We start from the raw sequence: 16,591 nt of genomic DNA, 5'->3' as shown, positions 1-16,591 counted from the left end.
GCCCGAGGCCGGGCCGCCGGTTGTGCGCGAGGGCGGCCTTGCCGATCGCGCGGGCGGCCCGCTCGCGGTCGGCCCCGGCCGCGGCCCGCTCGTCCGCCCAGCGCTCGGTCGTGAAGGTGACGGCGCCGCGCAGCGGCCACAGCATCGGGTTCGCGGCCGCCGCGACGTGGACCAGCGCGCGGAAGACGTGGTGCCGCCCGGACAGGTGGGCGTGCTCGTGCGCGAGCAGGACGCGCCGCTCCGCCTCGTCCAGGATCGACAGCATCCCGGTGGAGACGACGACGCGGCCGGGGCGGCCGGGGAGCGCGAACGCGTCCGCCGCGTCGTCCGCGACGACCGCGACGACCTCGCGGCCGGGCAGGTCGCGGGCCGCCCGCGCGCCCGCCAGCAGGGCGCGGACGCGCCGCACCGCGGCGTAGCCGCCCGCCGCCACGCTCGCGGCCAGCGCCGGGCCCGCCAGCGTCGCCGCGATCGGGCTGGTCTGCGGGTCACGGTGCAGGACGTGCTCGGACAGGTGGCCGAGCGCGGCGATCACCGGCAGCCGCAGCGCCCCGCCCAGCGCCAGCACGGCCAGGGTCGCGGTGCTGGCCAGCGCCAGCACGACGGCGGTGGCGGTGAGCAGCCAGGTCGCGGTGCGCGGCGGGAGCCGGCTCGACAGGGGGCGCGCGGCGAGGGCCATCACGGCGGGCACCACCAGGGGCAGCAGGCCGTCCAGGTCCATGCCGCTCACCCGCTCCCGAGGAGCGTGCGGACCAGCCGCTCGTCCTGGTCGGAGAGGGACTCGACGAACCGCGCGAGGACGGCGGCGCGGTCGGGCCGCCCGTCCAGGGCCTGGTGCATGCGCCGGGCGACCATCCCGGGCTCGTCGCTCACCGGCGCGTACCGGAAGGCGCGGCCGGACTTGCCGCGGACCAGCAGGCCCTTGCCGTGCATGCGGGTCAGGATCGTCACGACCGTGGTGTAGGCGAGGTCGCCGTCGAGGCGCTGCCGCACGCCGGCCGGGGTCAGCGGTTCGGCGGCCTGCTGCAGCACCTTCATGATCTCCGACTCCAGGGCGCCCGCCGCCCTGCGTCCGCCGGTCATGGGCGCCTCCTGGGGAGAGCCGCCGACCGCCCCTCGGACCTCGGTACGGCGCGCAGTGCGGCGCGCGGGGCGCTCACCTCACCCGCCGGTGCGCGCCGCGCGAGCCCGCCGGGCGGCGCGGCGGCACCTCGTCCGCGTGCCCGGGCTCCTGCCCGCGGGCACCGGTCTTCTTGCGGCGCGCCTTGAGCAGTTCGAGGGCGACCGGGATGAGCGACACCGCGACGATCACCGCGACGGCCGGGAGCAGGTAGTGGTCCACGTTCGGGATCGAGGAGCCGAGCAGGTAGCCGCCCAGCACCAGGCCGAGGCTCCACACCAGCCCGCCGGCGATCTGCCAGACCGTGAACACCTTGGTCGGCACGTCCAGGGCGCCCGCCAGCGGGTTCAGGACGGTCCGGACGACCGGGACGAACCGGGCCAGCACGATGGCCTTGCCGTGCCCGTACCGGGCGAGGAACTCCTCGGCCCGCTGCACCCCTTCCAGCAGGTGCCGGTTGCGGCTGCGGGCGAGCAGCGCGCGCCCGCCCCGCCGGCCGATGATGAAGCCGGTCTGGGCGCCGGCCAGGGCGCCGAAGGCGGCGGCGGCGAGCACCGCCGGCAGCGACAGCCGGGTGTCGCCGTGCGAGCTCGCCGTGCACAGCAGGCCGGCGGTGAACAGCAGCGAGTCGCCCGGCAGGAAGAAGCCGATCAGCAGCCCGGTCTCGGCGAACATCACCACGGCGATGCCGATGGCGCCGAAGGCCGCCAGCAGCGACCCGGCGTCGAGCGGGTTCACCGCCGCGGGCAGTGCGCCGAAGGCGTCGATCATGGGATCCCCCGTGTTCAGGAGGGACCGGGCCCACGCCCGGTCCGGCGTCCCCGAAATCTACACGCTTGTAGTCAGGGGTCGCGACCGCGTCGCACCTGGTGATCATCGCACGGCGGGGCGGGCCGGCGGGCCGGAAGCGGGATCCCCGGGCCGATCCCCCGGTGGTCCGGTGCGGTCGCGGGCCGAGGGGCGCAGCCGCGCGCGGCCGGCCCGGCGCAGCGCGGGCAGCGCCGCCCGCGCGGGCCATCCGGCGGCCGCGACGCGCAGGGCGAGCTCGCCGGTCTCGGCGACGTAGGCCTCCAGCCGGTCGCCGGCGGCCCGGGTCAGCCGGGGCCGGACGGGCAGGACCAGCCCCCGGTGCGCGGTGCCGTCCGAGGTCAGCCGGACCTCGACGGTGCTCGCGCCCGCGCGGAGCCGCAGCCACAGCCCCCAGGTCCGGTCGGCGAGGCCGGTCGGCCGGATCACCGCGTCCGGGACGAACACCGCCTCCCAGGTGATCTGCCCGTCGAGGGCCCGGACGGTCGCCGGGACCGCGAACGCCCGGCCGTCCCGGTGCCGGTCGCGGATCTCCAGGACGCCGTCCAGGTCCGTCCCGCGCCCGAGGCGGCCGAGCGGGTTGGCGACCGTGCCGGACACCCGCAGCGCCCGCCCGGCGCGGCGCATCCGGGTGACCTCGCCGCCGAGCCGCAGCGCGCCCAGCGGGGCGGTCGCGATGCCGAGGTCGGTGATGTCGAGGACGCGGCGGCCGAACGCGGTGCCCAGGTGGGCGCCCGGCCAGTAGACCCGGCCGTCCCGCTCCACGGGCTCGATCGCCAGGACGGGCCGTCCGGCGCCGCGCGGCGCGTAGTCGGCGGCGGCCATCGCGGCGGCGGTGTCGCCCTCCAGCACCATGAGCGCGGCGATCGCCGGGATCCGCCCGGCGTCGGCGAGGAGCGCCTCGTCCAGCTCGGCGAGGTAGCCGCGGGCCAGCTCGACGAACGCGTCCCGGTGCCCGGGCTCGCGGCCGCGCAGCTCGCGCAGGAGGCGCGGCAGCACCTCGCCGGCGAACCGGGCCTCCACCCGGCGCGCGAGGGCCTCCGCGCCCCGCGCGCGGAGCAGGGCGCCGGTCCGCCGGTGGATCTCCAGCCGGTCGGCGAAGTCACCGAGATCGGTCCCCGCGACGTGCCTGCGGCCGGCGGACCGGTTGTGGACCCGGTCGGGCACCACCGCGATCGGCCGGGCGGCGGCGTACGCGGCGGCCGTGAACAGCAGGTCCGCGTGCCGCAGGCCGCCGGCGAACCGCAGGCCCTCCCGCTCCAGGAACGCGCGCCGGTAGCACTTGTCGGCGGCCGTCGCGTCGTCCAGCAGCTCCGGCGCGTCCGCGATCGACGGATGGAGCCGCCGCTCCCGGTACAGGCGGGGGTGCGCCGTCCGCTCCCCGTCGCGGGACACCCGGACGGAGCGCCCCGCGACGAGGTCGGCGCCCGCCTGCGCCGCGGCGGTCACCATGGTCTTGCAGGCGTGCGGATCGAGGGTGTCGCCGGCGTCGAGGAACATCACGTACCTGCCGCGCGCGTAGCGCAGGCCGAGGTTGCGGGCCCGGCCGTCGCCGCCGGACCGCTCCTGCAGCGCGAACGCGCGCACCCGGTCCCGGGCCCCCGCGACGAGCCGGGCCGTCGCGCGCGCGCCGGGCGCGCCGCCCGCCTCGTCCACGATCACGACCTCGACGCCCGGCAGCGACTGCTCCAGCGCCGAGCGGACGGCGCGGTCGAGCCCGCGCGGGCCGCCGCGGGCGACCACGACGACGGTCACGTCCGGATCCGGCAGCACTCGGCCCACCTCCTCGTCCCGGTCGGATCACCGGCGGCCTTACAGGCCACTCGCCGGATGGTAGGAGGACGAGGGTTATCGGAACGTAAGCGCCGCGACACCCCGCCGCGAACGCGCGGCGTCCGGACGGCGCGCGTTCGCGGCCGGGTGCCGTGCGGTCATCCGATGCGGCCGACGCCGCCCAGGTAGGAGAGGCCACCGAGCGGATCGGCCCGTGCCCCGCCTCCGCTAACGTCGCGTCCATGCGGCTTCATGTGGGATGCGCGATGTGGGCGCACACGCCGTGGCAGGGCCGGTTCCTGCCCCATCCGCTCGCTCCGGCCGAGCGCCTGCGCGCCTACGCGTCGTGGTGCAACGCCGTGGAGGGCAACACGACGTTCTACGCGACGCCGACCCGGGCGACGGTGGAGTCCTGGGCGCGGCAGACCGAGCCGGACTTCCGCTTCCTGCTCAAGCTGCCGAAGACGATCACGCACGAGCGCCGGCTCGCGGACCCCGGCGAGGACCTGCGGGCGTTCCTCGCCGCGATCGAGCCGCTCGGCCCCCGCGTCCACGCCCTCTGGATCCAGCTCCCCGGCGCGTTCGGCCCGCACGACCTCGGCGCGCTGGCGGCGTTCCTGCGCGGCCTGCCGCCCGCGTACCGGTACGCCGCCGAGGTCCGGCACCGGGCCTTCTTCGAGGACGGCCGCGCCGCCCGCGACCTCATGCGGGTCCTCGCCGGGTCCGGGGCGGAATGGGTGCCGTTCGACACGACCGTGCTGTTCCGGAGCCCGCCGACCAGCGACGCCGAACGGGACGCGTGGACGAAGAAGCCGCGCGTGCCGCGCCGGGCACCCGCCCTGACCGACCGACCGGTGGTCCGCTACCTCGGCCGCGACGACACGTCCCGCACGGTCGAGGGCTGGCGGCCGTGGGCGGAGAAGGTCGCCGGCTGGCTGCGCGAGGGCCGCTCGCCGACGGTGTTCGTGCACACCCCCGACAACGCCGAGGCGCTGCCGCTGGCCCGCCGCTTCCACGACGACGTGCGCGCCCTCGTCCCCGAACTGGAACCGCTCCCCGAGCCCGTCCCGGCCGAACCGCCGACCCTCTTCTGAAGGGATGACCACGGTGCCCGCCCAGAACACGGTGCCTGCTAGAAACACGGTGCCTGCTAGAAACACGGTGCCCGCTTATGACGTCGTCGTCGCCGGCGGCGGCCACAACGGCCTCGTCGCCGCCGCCTACCTCGCGCGCGCGGGCCGGCGCGTGCTCGTGCTCGAACGCCTCCCGCACCTCGGTGGGCTGGCGGTGTCGGCGCGGCCGTTCCCCGGCGTGGACGCGCGGGTGTCGCGGTACTCGTACCTGGTCAGCCTGCTGCCCGCGGAGATCGTCCGGGATCTCGGGCTGCCGGTCGAGCTGCGGCGGCGCCGGTTCGCCTCCTACACGCCGTCCGGCGACTCGGGCGTGCTGGTGGACGGCGCCGACGAGGCCCGCACCGCCGCGTCGTTCGCGTCCGTCACCGGGGACGGCCGCGACTTCGCCGCCTGGCGGCGGTTCTACGGCCTGGCCGGGCACGTCGCGCGGCGGGTCGCGCCGACCCTGCTGGAGCCCCTGCCCGACCGCGCCGCCCTGCGCGCGGCGGTCGGCGACGACGAGGCGTGGCGGACGTTCTTCGAGCGCCCGATCGGCGCGTCGGTGGACGCGCTGTTCCGCCACGACACGGTGCGCGGGATCGTACTGACCGACGCGCTGATCGGCACCTTCGCCGACCCGGCGGACCCGTCCCTGCTCGCGAACCGCTGCCTGCTCTACCACGTGATCGGCAACGGCACCGGCGACTGGAACGTGCCGGTCGGCGGCATGGGCGCGGTGACGGAGGCGCTCGCCGGCGCGGCGCGGGCGGCGGGCGCGGAGCTGCGGCCCGGGATGGAGGTCCTCGCGATCGACCCGGCGTCCGGAGAGGTCGCCTTCCGCGACGCGGACGGCGCCGAGCACGCGGTCACCGGGCGCCGGATCCTCGCCGCGCTGCCTCCCTCGGTGCTGTCCCGGCTCCTCGGCGAGGCACCGCAGGATCCGCCCGAAGGGTCGCAGCTCAAGGTGAACATGGTGCTCGCCCGCCTGCCCCGGCTGCGCGACCCGTCGGTCCGCCCCGAGGAGGCGTTCGGCGGCACCTTCCACATCAACGAGGGGCGCGACCGGCTCGCCGCCGCCCACGCGCAGGCGGCGGCCGGGACGATCCCGGACGTCCCTCCGGCGGAGGTGTACTGCCACTCCCTGACGGACCCGTCGATCCTGGGCGCGGACCTGCGCCGGTCCGGGGCGCACACGCTGACGCTGTTCGGCCTGCATATGCCCGCCCGTCTGTTCCGCGCCGATCCCGCGCGGGCGCGGGACGAGGCGCTGCGCGCGACGCTCGCCTCGTTCGGCTCCGTGCTCGCCGAGCCGATCGAGGACTGCCTGCTCCGCGCGCCGGACGGCGCGCCCTGCCTGGAGGTGAAGACGCCCGTCGACCTCGAACGGGACGCGGGCCTGCCGGGCGGCCACATCTTCCACCGCGACCTCGCCTGGCCCTACGCGGAGGGCACGGCGGAGCGGTGGGGCGTCGAGACCGCCCACCCGCGCCTGCTGCTGTGCGGCGCGGGCGCGCGGCGCGGCGGGGGCGTGAGCGGCATCCCCGGCCACAACGCCGCCCGCGCCGTCCTGGAGGGCCGCTAGAGCTGGAGGCCGCTAGATCTGGAGCTGGTCGGCGAGGCGGGCGCGGTGCGCGCTCGGGGGGCCGAACAGCAGCTCGGAGCTCTTCGCGCGCTTGTAGTACAGGTGCGCGTCGTGCTCCCAGGTGTAGCCGATGCCTCCGTGGAACTGGACCATGTCCGTCGCCGTCCGGAAGTAGGCGGGCCCGACGTAGGTCTGCGCCAGCGCGGCGGCCGTGGGCAGTTCGGCCAGGTCGCGGTCGGCGGTCCAGGCGGCGTACCGCACGACGGACACGGCGAGCTCCCACGCGCTGTACATGTCGGCGCAGCCGTGCTTGACCGCCTGGTAGGAGCCGATCGGGCGGCCGAACTGCACCCGCGCCTTGGCGTGGTCGACGGTCAGCTCCATCGCGCGCCGCATCCCGCCGGCCTGCTCGGCGGCCAGCGCGACGGCGGCGAGGCCGGTGACGGTCTCCAGCGCGGCGCCGGGGTCGGCGCTGACCAGCCTGCGGGCGGGGGCCGCGGCGAAGTCGATCCGCGCGAGCCGCCGCGTCGGGTCGAGCCCGGTCAGGGTCGTGCGGGCGACCCCGGGCGCGCCGCCCTCCACCGCGAACCAGCCGGGTCCGCCGGGGGCGCGGGCGTAGACCAGGAGCAGGTCGGCGGAGTCGCCGGCGAGCACGGGGGTCTTGGTGCCGGTCAGCTCCCAGCGGCCGTCGCGCTCGGCCGCCGTGGTCGCGCCGCCCGCGAGGTCCCAGGCGCCGTCCTCGGCGGCGGCGACGGTCCCGATCAGCTCGCCGGCGGCCAGCCGCGGCAGGTGGTCGCCGCCGGCGCCGACGTCGTCGAGGGCGAGCAGCGCGTCCGTGGCGAGCACGGCGGAGGCGAGGAACGGCGCGGGCGTCAGGGCGGCGCCGAGCTCCTCCAGGACGACGGCGCGCTCCACGTGGCCCGCGCCGGCGCCGCCGAACGACTCCGGCACGACCAGGCCGAGGACGCCGAGGTCGCCGAGCGTGCGCCAGAGCGCCCGGTCGAACCCGTCCGGGGAGTCCATCGCCTCGCGGACCTTCGCGCTCGGCGCCCGGTCGGCCAGCACCTTGCGGACGGTGGCCCGCAGCTCCTCCTGCTCGGGGTCCAGAACGAGCCTCATCGGGCGTCCTCCGTCCGCTGCGTGCCGACCTTGAGTTCGCGGAACGGGACGTCCCGGTCCACCTGCGGCTCCTTCGGCAGCCCGAGGACGCGCTCGCCGATGATGTTCCGCTGCACCTCGTTGGTGCCGCCCGCGATGCCGGTGGCGGGCGCCGAGTTGATGCTCAGCGCGAGGTCGTCGCCGTGCCGGTCGCCGGGCTCCCACGCGACCGCGCCCGCGCCCGCCAGCTCCCCCGCGACCTCGATGGCGCGGCGCAGCTGGAGCGCGCCGGCCAGCTTGCCGACCGAGCCGCGCGCCCCCGGCGGGCGGCCCGCCTGCGCCTCCTGCCGCAGCCGCGCGTTGAACAGCTCAAGCGCGCGCTCGTGCGCGTACAGCCCGGCGAGCCGCTCGCGGTGCGCCGGGGCGTCGGTGGCGCCCTGCCGGCGGGCCAGGGCCAGCACCGCGTCGAACGTCAGCGCGCTGTTGCGGGACGGGCGGGACCCGCCGATCGCCACCCGCTCGTGCCCGAGCATGGTGATCGCCGCCCGCCAGCCCTGCCCGACCTCGCCGATGACGGCGTCCGCGGGGATCCGCACGTCGTCGAGGTAGACCTCGTTGAACGGCGCCTTGCCGGACATGTCCTTCAGCGGCCGGACGGTCACCCCCGGCGCGCGCATGTCCACGATGAACATGGTGAGGCCCGCGTGCTTCGGGACGTCGGGGTCGGTGCGGGCGAGCAGCGCGCCGAAGTCGGCCCACTGCGCGTTCGTCGTCCAGACCTTCTGCCCGTTCACCACCCAGCCGCCGTCGTCGCGGGCGGCCCTGGTCTGCAGGCTCGCCACGTCCGACCCGGCGCCCGGCTCGGAGAACAGCTGGCACCAGATCTCCTCGCCGCTCAGCAGCGGGCGCAGGTAGCGGCTCCTCTGCTCGGCGGTGCCGATGTCGACCAGCGTCGGCCCGCACATGCCCATGTTGACGATGAACGGGTAGGTCGGCAGGTCGTACTCGGCGGCCTCCTCGGCGAAGATCTGCTGCTCGGCCGTGCCGAGGCCCTGCCCGCCGGCCTCCTTCGGCCAGGTGATGCCCGCGAAGCCCGCCTCGTACAGCGCCGCCTGGAACCGCTTGGCCGCGCTCAGCTGCTCTTCGGGCGGCAGGCCGCCGACCGGGCCGGGGGCGTTCGCGGCCAGCCACGCGCGCACCCTGGCGCGGTAGTCCTCTGTCATCTCGTCGCCTCCACTCGTCAGCGTCGCCGCTCGTCAGATCTCGTCCGCGCGCAGGCCGGCGCGGGCCTTCTCGGCCAGCTCGACGCCGAGGGCCGCGCGCTCGCGGGCCTCCGCGAGGTAGCCGTCGTCGGCCATGTGACCGGCGAGGTAGCGGGCCTGCACCCCGGCGCCGATGCACGCCGACCGCCAGTGCGCGAACGCCGTCCAGTACGGCAGGTCGGACAGGTCGCGTCCCGACAGCCGCGCGTACCGCCCGGCCAGGTCGGCGCGGGACGCGAACCCGGGCACGGTCGTCGGCCCGAGCGGCGCGGCGCCGGGCGGGTCGTCCGGCTCCTGCCAGGTCGAGACGGTGTAGCCGAGGTCGGCGAGGGCGTCGCCGGACGTCGCCAGCTCCCAGTCGAACACGGCGCGGACCGTCCCGTCGGGGCCGAACGCGAGGTTCCCCGGACGGTAGTCGCCGTGCACGATGCCGGTGCCCTGCTTCGGGACGCGCGCGGCGAGCATGTCGTGCACCTCGTCGAGCAGCGGGAGGTAGGCGGCGCCGGACTGGTGCGCCTGGTGCCGCCAGCGCCGCAGTTGCCGCTCGGCGAAGCCGGTGCGGCGGACCATGTCGCCGAGCCCGACCTCGTGAGGATCGAGGGCGTGCAGTGCGGCGAGCACGTCCACGAGGTTCTCGCACGCGCTCGCCCTCGCCTCGGGCGCCAGCTTCTCGGCGGCGGCGCGGTCGGCGAGGACGGTCCCGTCCACGAACCCCATCACGTAGAACGGCGCCCCGGTGACGGCGGCGTCGTCGCAGAACGCCAGCGGGGGCGCGACGGGGACGGCGGTCCCGGCCATCGCCGAGATGAACCGCCACTCCCGCCCCATGTCGTGCGCCGTCTCCAGCACGCCGCCGGTCGGCGGGCGGCGCAGCGCGTAAACGGCGCCCGCCGCGTCGGTGACCCGGTAGGTGAGGTTGGACCGGCCGCCCGACACCAGCGCGAACCGGACCGGGGCGGTCAGCCCGCCGACGTGGGTCGCCAGCCACTCCCCCACCCGCTCGGCGTCGATCCCCGGCGGCCCGGGGTCGGCGGCGCGCGCGTCCGGCATCGGCCTCAGCCCTTCCTTTCGGCGCGGCCGGCCTTGTTCGGGCCGGCGAAGCCGAACAGGTAGCCCGCCACCTTGCGCATCTGGACCTCCTCGGCGCCCTCGGTGATCCGGTAGCGGCGGTGGTGGCGGTAGATGTGCTCGAACGGGGTGTGCCGGGTGTAGCCGAGGCCGCCGTGCACCTGCATCGCGCGGTCGGCCGCCTCGCACACGAACCGGTTGGCGCGGTAGTTGCACATCGAGACCTTGTCGCTGATCCGCACGTGCGGGACCCGGTCCAGCTCCCACGCCGTCTTGCGGACGAGCCCGCGCAGCATCTCCGCCTCGGTCTGCAGCTCCACCAGCGGCCACTGGATCGCCTGCCGAGTGGCGAGCGGCTGCCCGAACGTCACCCGCTCCCGCGCGTACTCGACGCTGCGGTCGATGCAGTACTGGCCCGCGCCGACCCCGGACGCGGCCTGCCGGATCCGGTTCTCGTGCACGAAGGTCTGCGCGACCGCCAGCCCCTCGCCCTCGGCGCCGAACACCGCCGAGTCCGGCACCCGGACGTCCCGGATCGTGACCTCCGCGTGGTCGGTGGGCATGTTGAGCGTCCACCAGTGGAAGTCGACGGTGAACCCCGGCGCGTCGGTCGGGACGAAGAACGCGGTGATCCCGCGCGCGTCGCCCGGCTTCCCGGACGTGCGGGCGAACACCACGTCGTGGGTGGCCGAGTGCATGCCGGAGTTGAAGCGCTTGGCGCCGTTGATCACCCAGTCGCCGCCGTCCCGGACGGCGGTGGTCTCCATCCAGGTCGCGTCGCTGCCGTGGTCGGGCTCGGTGAGCCCGAAGCCGATGCGCTTCTCGCGGGCGAGCATCGGCCGCAGGAACTCCTCCTTCTGCTCGTCCGTCCCGAATTCCAGCAGCATGTGGGCGAACGGGAAGTTCCCCACGACCGACGACTCGTTCTGCAGGTCGTTGTGCAGGCCGAGGCCCTTGTGGGCGAGGTGCTCGCGGATCACCGCCATGTCCAGGTTGGTGCCGTCCGAGCCGCCGAGCGACCCGGGCAGGCCGTAGCGCAGCCAGCCGGCCGCGTCGGCCCGCCGGAACATCTCGCCGAGCAGCTCCTCCCACTCCGGGCGCGGCACGCCGCCGTTCTCGAAGTCGGTCCGCGCGTACTCGCGGCGGTGGTCGAAGAAGCGCTCGTTGTCGTCCTGCGCCTGCAGCGGCGCGATCTCCCGCTCGATGAACGCGTCGAGGTCGGCCAGGAGCCGGGTCAGCTCCGCGGGCAGCTCGAAGTCCACGCACCCTCCCTAACGCTTGCTCAGGTCAGCTTGGCACCGGAGGCGGCTCCCGGGGAAGCCGCCCCGGGTCAGCCGATCCTGGTCCCCTGCGACTCCCAGTACGGGTCGCGCAGCCGCCGCTTGAGCGCCTTGCCCGACGGGTTGCGCGGCACCTCGGCGATCCGGTCGTAGCCGCGCGGCACCTTGTACGAGGCGAGGTGCTCGCGGCAGAACGCGTCCAGGTCCGCGTCGGACGCCTCGGCGCCCGGGTGCGGCACGATCGCCGCGTGCACGGACTCGCCCCACTCCTGCGACGGGATCCCGAACACGGCCGCGTCCGCGATCGCCGGATGCGCGGTCAGCACCGCCTCGATCTCGGCCGGGTAGATGTTCATCCCGCCCGAGATGATCATGTCGGTGCGGCGGTCGCAGATGTAGTAGAAGCCCTCCTCGTCGCGGTAGGCGATGTCGCCGACCGTGAGCCACTCGCCGAGCCGGGCGTCCTCGAACTTGCGGTCCGCCTTGTAGTAGGCGTCGAACGTCGCCTTGCTGCGCACGTACAGGTCGCCGGGCACCTGCGGCTCCTCGACGCGCCCGCCCTTGTCGTCGAACAGCGCGATCTCGATGCCGGGCGCGGGCCGCCCGCAGCTGCCCGGCTTGCGCATCTGGTCCTCCGGCCGCAGGATCGTGTCGACGCCCAGCTCCGTCGACCCGTACACCTCGAACAGCGACCCGTCGCCGATCTTCTCGACGTAGCGGCGCTTCAGCTCGAACGGCCAGGGCGCCGCGTTGGCGATGACCCGCCGCAGCGACGACAGGTCGCGGGCCGCGATCACCTCGTCCGGCAGGTCCAGCACGCGCCGGATCGGGGTCGGCGCCGAGAACGTCGCGGTCACCCCGTGCTCCTCGACCAGCTCCAGCCAGCGCTCGGGGTCGAAGTCGCGCATCACCACGACGGTCCCGCCCATCTGCTGGACGATCAGCATGAAGCTCATCGGGCCGGAGTGGTAGAGCGGGCCGGTCGTCAGGTACACGTCGTCGGGCCGGTAGCCGATCTCCGTCACCAGCCCGATGACGATCTCCGGGTCCGGCTGCCCGCGCACCACGCCCTTCGGCTTGCCGGTCGTCCCGGACGTGTAGAACATCGCGGTGCCCGCCGCCGGGTCGTCGCCCGCGGCGGCCGGTTCGGTCTCCGGGCTCGCGGCCGCGGCGGCGTCCAGGTCCGACGCCCAGTCCGGCACCCCGCCGGCGCCGCTCCGGAACGCCAGCCAGCCGCGGACGCCCTCGACCTCGCGCGCCGCGAGCCCCAGCTGCGGCGCCTGCTCCGCGTCGAACAGCACCAGCGCGCTGTCGGCGTTCGCGACGACGTAGGACGCCTCCTCGGGGCTCAGCCGGTAGTTCAGCGGGACGCCGACCGCGCCGGCCTTGCGCAGCGCGGCGATCAGAGCGACGACCTCGGTACTGTTGCGCCCGCACCAGGCCACCTTGGTGCCGGCCCGGACACCGAGGCCCACCAGCACGTTGGCGTAGCGGTTGACCAGCGCGTTGAACGCGGCGTAGCTCAGCCGCCGGTCCCCCTCGATGATCGCGGTCTTGGACGGGTGGGCGGCGGTCAGCGCCGCCAGCGGATCGGGGACGGGTGCGGTCACGGTGTCACACTCCCGGTTGCCGGCTGGGATGGCATTGAACGAATGTACGTTGGAATGCAGGGCGGAATCCAGAGGAGGATCGTCGTGGACGACGACGCAGGCACCGGACCGCGGCGCGCGTCCCGCGGGCGCGGCACGCCGGCCCACCGCACCACCGCCGACGTCACACCCACGTCGAGCGACGCGCTGTCCCGGCCGACCGACACGCCCGGCACCCGGATCCTCATCTCGGCGGCCGTCGAGACGATGTCGGAGAAGGGCTTCAACGGCACGTCCGTCCGCGACATCGCCGACCGCGCCGGGATGAGCCCGGCGGTGCTCTACCACTACTTCGGCTCCAAGCACGACCTGCTCGTGGCGATCATGCACCGGACCATCGACCACCTCATCGACCGCTGCGCCGCCGTCCTGGCCGACGCCCCGCCCGACCCCGCCGTGCGGCTGCGCCGGCTCGTCCGCGAGCACGTCCTCGTGCACACCGAGCTGCGCCGCGAGGCCGTGCTCGGCGTCGGCGAGATGCACAGCATCGAGCGGCGCGAGCGCGCCCTGCTCATCGCCAAGCGCGACAAGCACGAGCGGATGTTCCACCGCGTCGTGAACGAGGGCGCCGCGTCCGGCGCGTTCGGCACGCCCTACCCGGCCGAGGCCGTCCGCGGCATCCTCACGATGGCGACGGGCGTCTCGGTGTGGTTCCGCGAAGGCGGCCCGCTCACCGCCGCCGAGGTGGCCGACCGCTTCGCCCACCTCGCCCTGGCCCTCGTGCAGGCGGACCCGGCTGTCACGTTCCCGCTCCCGCGGGGGTCATAGAAGGGACCATCGCCGTCCCCGAAGGGATCCGCCACCGATGCGCAAGCTCGGAACCGCCGTGGCCGCCGCGGCCGCCCTCGCCCTGCCCTTCCTCGCCGCCTCGCCCGCGTCCGCCGCGTCCGGCTGGACGGTCGTGAACCCGGACGCGTCCGGCGTCTTCCACGCCGACTCCGGAACCGTGACCGTCAAAGCGGGAAGCACGACCGTCACCTGCCGCACCATGCACCTCGATGGGACGCTGCCGAGCAAGTCGGCGGGTTCGGCCGGGCTGGGGAGGATCGCCAACGGCTACACCGACTCCTGCTCGGACACGCAGGGCGTACCGTGGACCATCGCCATCTCCAACGCCGCGCCCGGCGACCTCCTGACGGCCCAGCACTACGACGCCGCGGCGGGACGGACCGACCTGGCAGTGACCGTCGGCTACATCTTCATCATGAACAACTCGTGCGCCTTCACACTGAGCAGCCTCAACGCCACCTACACCAACAGCGGTTCGGTGCTGCGGACCGGGCAGGGCGCCGTCGGCTACGGTGGGGGCTGCGGAATCGCGGCCGGCACCAGCGTCTCCTTCGCGGCGGCGTTCACCGTCAGCCCGGCGGTCACCATCACGGGCCCGAGCGCCTGACGGCGCGGGCGGACGCCGGGGCCGTCCCTCGCGGGCGGGCCCGGCGACCCGCCGGTCAGCAGTTGCGGGGCGGCGCGGAGGCGGAGCCGGTCGTGCAGCGGACCTGGTCCAGCGAGCGCAGGATCCGGTCGAGGCGCTGCGCGGTGGGGTCGGTGACGTACTCCAGGACGGCGTGGTCGAACGCGGCGGCCATCACGGTCGGCATCGAGTCCGAGGCGTCGAAGCGGACCGTCCCCGCGCTCGCCAGGGTCTGCGCGATCCGCCGCGACAGCGGATCCGGGTAGTCGCCCGGCGGGACGGACCGGTTGAGCGAGAACGCGCCGCTCCCCGGGCGCTTGATCCACGCCTCCTGGGCCTTCGCCGTCGTCAGGTACGCGACGAGCCTGCGGGCGGCCGGCGTGGCGCGGAACATGCCGAGCAGGTCGCCGCCGATCTCCACCGCCCGCCCTCCCGGGAACGGCACGAAGTCGTAGTCGCGTCCCGCCTGCGGGCGGCCGGACGTCTGCCCGTAGAAGGCGGTGATGAACGACGCCTCGTGGTCGAACAGGCAGCCCGGCGGGTTCGCGAACATCGGCGCGCCCGCCTTGCCGTAGCCGGTGAGCAGGATGGCGTCCGTGCCGGAGCGGGTGCCGGCCACCACGCTCCCGAACGTCCGCCACGCCTTGCGGATCGGGTCCGACGTCCACTCCAGATCGCCGGACACCCACTGGTCGTAGACGGCGGCGCCGGACTCGTGCAGCACGACGTCCTCGATCCAGTCGGTGCCCGGCCAGCCCGAGTTGGACGTGTCCTCCAGGCCGAGGCACCAGGGCTTCGCCGCCGCGCCGGACGCGATCCTCGCCAGGTCGGCGAAGGACCCGATCGGCTGCGCGAGCCGCGCCCGCGTCGCCGCCGGCAGGGTCCGCGGGGCGTACCAGATCAGGCCCTTCACGGCCGCCTTGACGACGATGCCGTAGGGGCGGCGGACGCCGTCCGGGCCGGTCGCGCCGGTCAGGTCGCCGCCGATGCCCTGCTGCGCGCCGCCGACCGGCGCCAGCTCCCCGGCGGCGGCGTAGGTGCGCAGGTCGCCGGGCGTGGCGAGGACGGCGGTGTCGGGCGGCGTGCCGTCGTGCAGCTCGCTGGCGAGGATGGCGCGGGCGTCGCGGGTGCCCGTGTAGTCGACGTGGATGCCGGTGCTCTTCTCGAAGCCGGCCAGCACCTCGCGGAACGCGTCGCCCTCGGCGCCCGTCCACGAGCCGAGCACCGTGACGCTCTGCGCGGAGCCGGCGCCGCCGCAGGACACGGTGGTGAACGCGCAGAGCAGGAGGAGCGCTGCCAGCAGTCGCACGGTCATCTCCTGTATTCGCGGAGCCGGATCCACAGGCCGAGGGCGGAGAGCCCCGCCACGGCCAGCGACAGCAGCGGCAGGCCGGCGTCCAGGCCGCGGGTGTCGGTGGCGTCGGACAGCTTCGCCTCCAGGGGGCGCTGCGCCTTGTCCGCCGCGGCGACGTCGAGGCCGCCGCCCTGCGGCGCGGTGCGTCCGGCGCGGAGCGCGCCGGACCCGGCGTCCGCGTCGCGGATCTGCGCCCGCAGCGTCCGGTCGAAGGCGGGCACTCTGTGGTCGGACGCGTCCGCGAAGGCGTGGTCGACGTGCAGGAACGTCAGGGACGTCCAGACGAGCAGCCCGACCAGCAGGACGCTCGCGGCGGCCAGCGGCAGGTTGAGCAACCGCCGGAACCGCCGCGCCATCGACACCTGCGCGTAGCCGAGGACGGCGAGCAGGACCGCGCCGATGGCGGCGGTGCCGAGCGCGAGGCCGCCGCGGGCCCAGGCCGAATCCCGCCGGTCGTCGATGCCGCGCAGGTCCCGCCGCGCGATCTCGTCGATCCGGGAGAGCAGCCCGCCGTCGCCGTGCAGCAGGTCGGAGGCGTAGCCGAGATAGGCGTACCCGAGTTTTTCGAGCCCTTCCCGATAGGTGGCGTCGGCCTGTTCCACGAGCCCCTGATAGGTGACGACCTGCGCGTTCACGGCGCGCAGCAGATCCCGTCCGGCGGCGCCGCCGAAATCGAGTTCGGCGAGGTGCGCGAGATTGTCGCCGGCCGTCGTCAGGTCGTCCCGGAACCGCTGGCCGGGGCCGATGAGCTGTGCCGCGCCGGAGCGGAAGCTCTGCCACGCGGCCCGGTCGGCGTCCGACAGCGCGGCGTGCGCGGTGCGGGCGCTGACGTAGGCGGGGACGCCGCCGTCCTTCACTGACGACACCGCCGACCGGCTTCCGACCAGCACCGCCGTGGCCGCCAGCCAGGACAGCACCGCGAGCCCGACGGCCGCCGCCAGCACCGTCCACAGCCAGCGCGGGGTGCTCCACTTCCTCGGGACCGCCCGGGCAGCCAGCGCAACCGACACGCGGGCCATGGTAATCCGCGGCCCTTTACCGGGTCATTTCGATTACCGGACGAAAGGCACTC

Annotated in this window: 15 protein-coding genes; 4 read left to right on the top strand and 11 right to left on the bottom strand. The window is 75.4% G+C overall.

The window, feature by feature from the left end; genetic code table 11:
* The 4 genes from amrb99_RS21900 to amrb99_RS21885 all read right to left on the bottom strand — a co-directional run.
* Positions 1-721: M56 family metallopeptidase (locus amrb99_RS21900; RefSeq protein WP_241755788.1), on the bottom strand; the 721-nt coding region annotated here is incomplete at its 3' end.
* A gap of 5 nt (positions 722-726) precedes the next feature.
* The gene (locus amrb99_RS21895; protein ID WP_190858863.1) at positions 727-1,083 is read right to left on the bottom strand and encodes a BlaI/MecI/CopY family transcriptional regulator; all 357 of its coding nucleotides are present in this window, start codon (positions 1,081-1,083) and stop codon (positions 727-729) included.
* Positions 1,084-1,156: 73 nt separating this feature from the next.
* Positions 1,157-1,891 carry a DedA family protein gene (locus amrb99_RS21890; RefSeq protein ID WP_190858861.1) on the bottom strand — a complete coding sequence of 245 codons (735 nt, stop codon included), beginning with the start codon at positions 1,889-1,891 and terminating at the stop codon, positions 1,157-1,159.
* A 102-nt stretch (positions 1,892-1,993) separates the two neighbouring features.
* A complete protein-coding gene (locus amrb99_RS21885) occupies positions 1,994-3,700 on the bottom strand; it encodes a glycosyltransferase family 2 protein (RefSeq protein ID WP_190858858.1) in 1,707 nt (568 codons plus the stop codon).
* Positions 3,701-3,942: 242 nt separating this feature from the next.
* Here amrb99_RS21885 and amrb99_RS21880 point away from each other — a divergent pair, with 242 nt between their 5' ends.
* Both amrb99_RS21880 and amrb99_RS21875 read left to right on the top strand, forming a co-directional pair.
* Positions 3,943-4,794 (top strand): DUF72 domain-containing protein, encoded by an 852-nt coding sequence (locus tag amrb99_RS21880; RefSeq protein ID WP_190858856.1) that lies wholly within the window; start codon positions 3,943-3,945, stop codon positions 4,792-4,794.
* A 4-nt stretch (positions 4,795-4,798) separates the two neighbouring features.
* Positions 4,799-6,394 carry an NAD(P)/FAD-dependent oxidoreductase gene (locus tag amrb99_RS21875; protein ID WP_190858854.1) on the top strand — a complete coding sequence of 532 codons (1,596 nt, stop codon included), beginning with the start codon at positions 4,799-4,801 and terminating at the stop codon, positions 6,392-6,394.
* A 12-nt stretch (positions 6,395-6,406) separates the two neighbouring features.
* Here the strand turns inward: amrb99_RS21875 and amrb99_RS21870 are convergent, their stop codons facing one another.
* The 5 genes from amrb99_RS21870 to amrb99_RS21850 form a co-directional block, all read right to left on the bottom strand.
* On the bottom strand, positions 6,407-7,513 hold the full coding sequence (locus amrb99_RS21870; protein ID WP_190858852.1) for an acyl-CoA dehydrogenase family protein: 1,107 nt from the start codon (positions 7,511-7,513) through the stop codon (positions 6,407-6,409).
* On the bottom strand, positions 7,510-8,715 hold the full coding sequence (locus tag amrb99_RS21865) for an acyl-CoA dehydrogenase family protein (RefSeq protein ID WP_190858849.1): 1,206 nt from the start codon (positions 8,713-8,715) through the stop codon (positions 7,510-7,512). The genes amrb99_RS21870 and amrb99_RS21865 overlap by 4 nt, the downstream gene beginning before the upstream one ends.
* A gap of 33 nt (positions 8,716-8,748) precedes the next feature.
* Entirely contained in the window at positions 8,749-9,804 is a 1,056-nt protein-coding gene (locus amrb99_RS21860) for a phosphotransferase family protein (RefSeq protein ID WP_190858847.1), read from the bottom strand.
* A 5-nt stretch (positions 9,805-9,809) separates the two neighbouring features.
* Complete coding sequence (locus amrb99_RS21855; RefSeq protein ID WP_190858845.1) at positions 9,810-11,084, bottom strand: acyl-CoA dehydrogenase family protein; 1,275 nt, start codon at positions 11,082-11,084, stop codon at positions 9,810-9,812.
* Between the two features lie 68 nt (positions 11,085-11,152).
* A complete protein-coding gene (locus amrb99_RS21850) occupies positions 11,153-12,712 on the bottom strand; it encodes an AMP-binding protein (protein WP_190858842.1) in 1,560 nt (519 codons plus the stop codon).
* Positions 12,713-12,796: 84 nt separating this feature from the next.
* On the opposite strand from amrb99_RS21850, the gene amrb99_RS21845 reads away from it, so the two are divergent.
* Positions 12,797-13,519: a TetR/AcrR family transcriptional regulator gene (locus amrb99_RS21845; protein WP_190858840.1), complete on the top strand. Its 723-nt coding sequence runs from the start codon at positions 12,797-12,799 to the stop codon at positions 13,517-13,519.
* 37 nt (positions 13,520-13,556) lie between these two features.
* Entirely contained in the window at positions 13,557-14,147 is a 591-nt protein-coding gene (locus tag amrb99_RS21840; RefSeq protein ID WP_190858838.1) for a hypothetical protein, read from the top strand.
* 55 nt (positions 14,148-14,202) lie between these two features.
* Here amrb99_RS21840 and amrb99_RS21835 read toward each other — a convergent pair whose 3' ends face one another.
* Both amrb99_RS21835 and amrb99_RS21830 read right to left on the bottom strand, forming a co-directional pair.
* Entirely contained in the window at positions 14,203-15,474 is a 1,272-nt protein-coding gene (locus amrb99_RS21835; protein ID WP_190858835.1) for an ABC transporter substrate-binding protein, read from the bottom strand.
* Positions 15,475-15,476: 2 nt separating this feature from the next.
* On the bottom strand, positions 15,477-16,529 hold the full coding sequence (locus amrb99_RS21830) for a hypothetical protein (protein ID WP_190858833.1): 1,053 nt from the start codon (positions 16,527-16,529) through the stop codon (positions 15,477-15,479).
* Between the last annotated feature and the right edge of the window lie 62 nt (positions 16,530-16,591).

Source organism: Actinomadura sp. RB99, assembly GCF_014706005.1.
Taxonomy (GTDB): Bacteria; Actinomycetota; Actinomycetes; order Streptosporangiales; family Streptosporangiaceae; genus Spirillospora.
Note: the sequence above shows the minus strand (reverse complement) of the source record. Positions and strands in the feature narration are given on the sequence as shown.

Bases quoted from the DNA above. Each gene is read 5' to 3' on its own strand.
- amrb99_RS21865 (WP_190858849.1), bottom strand. From the start codon at position 8,715: ATGACAGAGGACTACCGCGCCAGGGTGCGCGCGTGGCTGGCCGCGAAC.
- amrb99_RS21860 (WP_190858847.1), bottom strand. From the start codon at position 9,804: ATGCCGGACGCGCGCGCCGCCGACCCCGGGCCGCCGGGGATCGACGCC.
- amrb99_RS21840 (WP_190858838.1), top strand. From the start codon at position 13,557: ATGCGCAAGCTCGGAACCGCCGTGGCCGCCGCGGCCGCCCTCGCCCTG.
- amrb99_RS21880 (WP_190858856.1), top strand. From the start codon at position 3,943: ATGCGGCTTCATGTGGGATGCGCGATGTGGGCGCACACGCCGTGGCAG.
- amrb99_RS21875 (WP_190858854.1), top strand. From the start codon at position 4,799: ATGACCACGGTGCCCGCCCAGAACACGGTGCCTGCTAGAAACACGGTG.
- amrb99_RS21870 (WP_190858852.1), bottom strand. From the start codon at position 7,513: ATGAGGCTCGTTCTGGACCCCGAGCAGGAGGAGCTGCGGGCCACCGTC.
- amrb99_RS21890 (WP_190858861.1), bottom strand. From the start codon at position 1,891: ATGATCGACGCCTTCGGCGCACTGCCCGCGGCGGTGAACCCGCTCGAC.
- amrb99_RS21895 (WP_190858863.1), bottom strand. From the start codon at position 1,083: ATGACCGGCGGACGCAGGGCGGCGGGCGCCCTGGAGTCGGAGATCATG.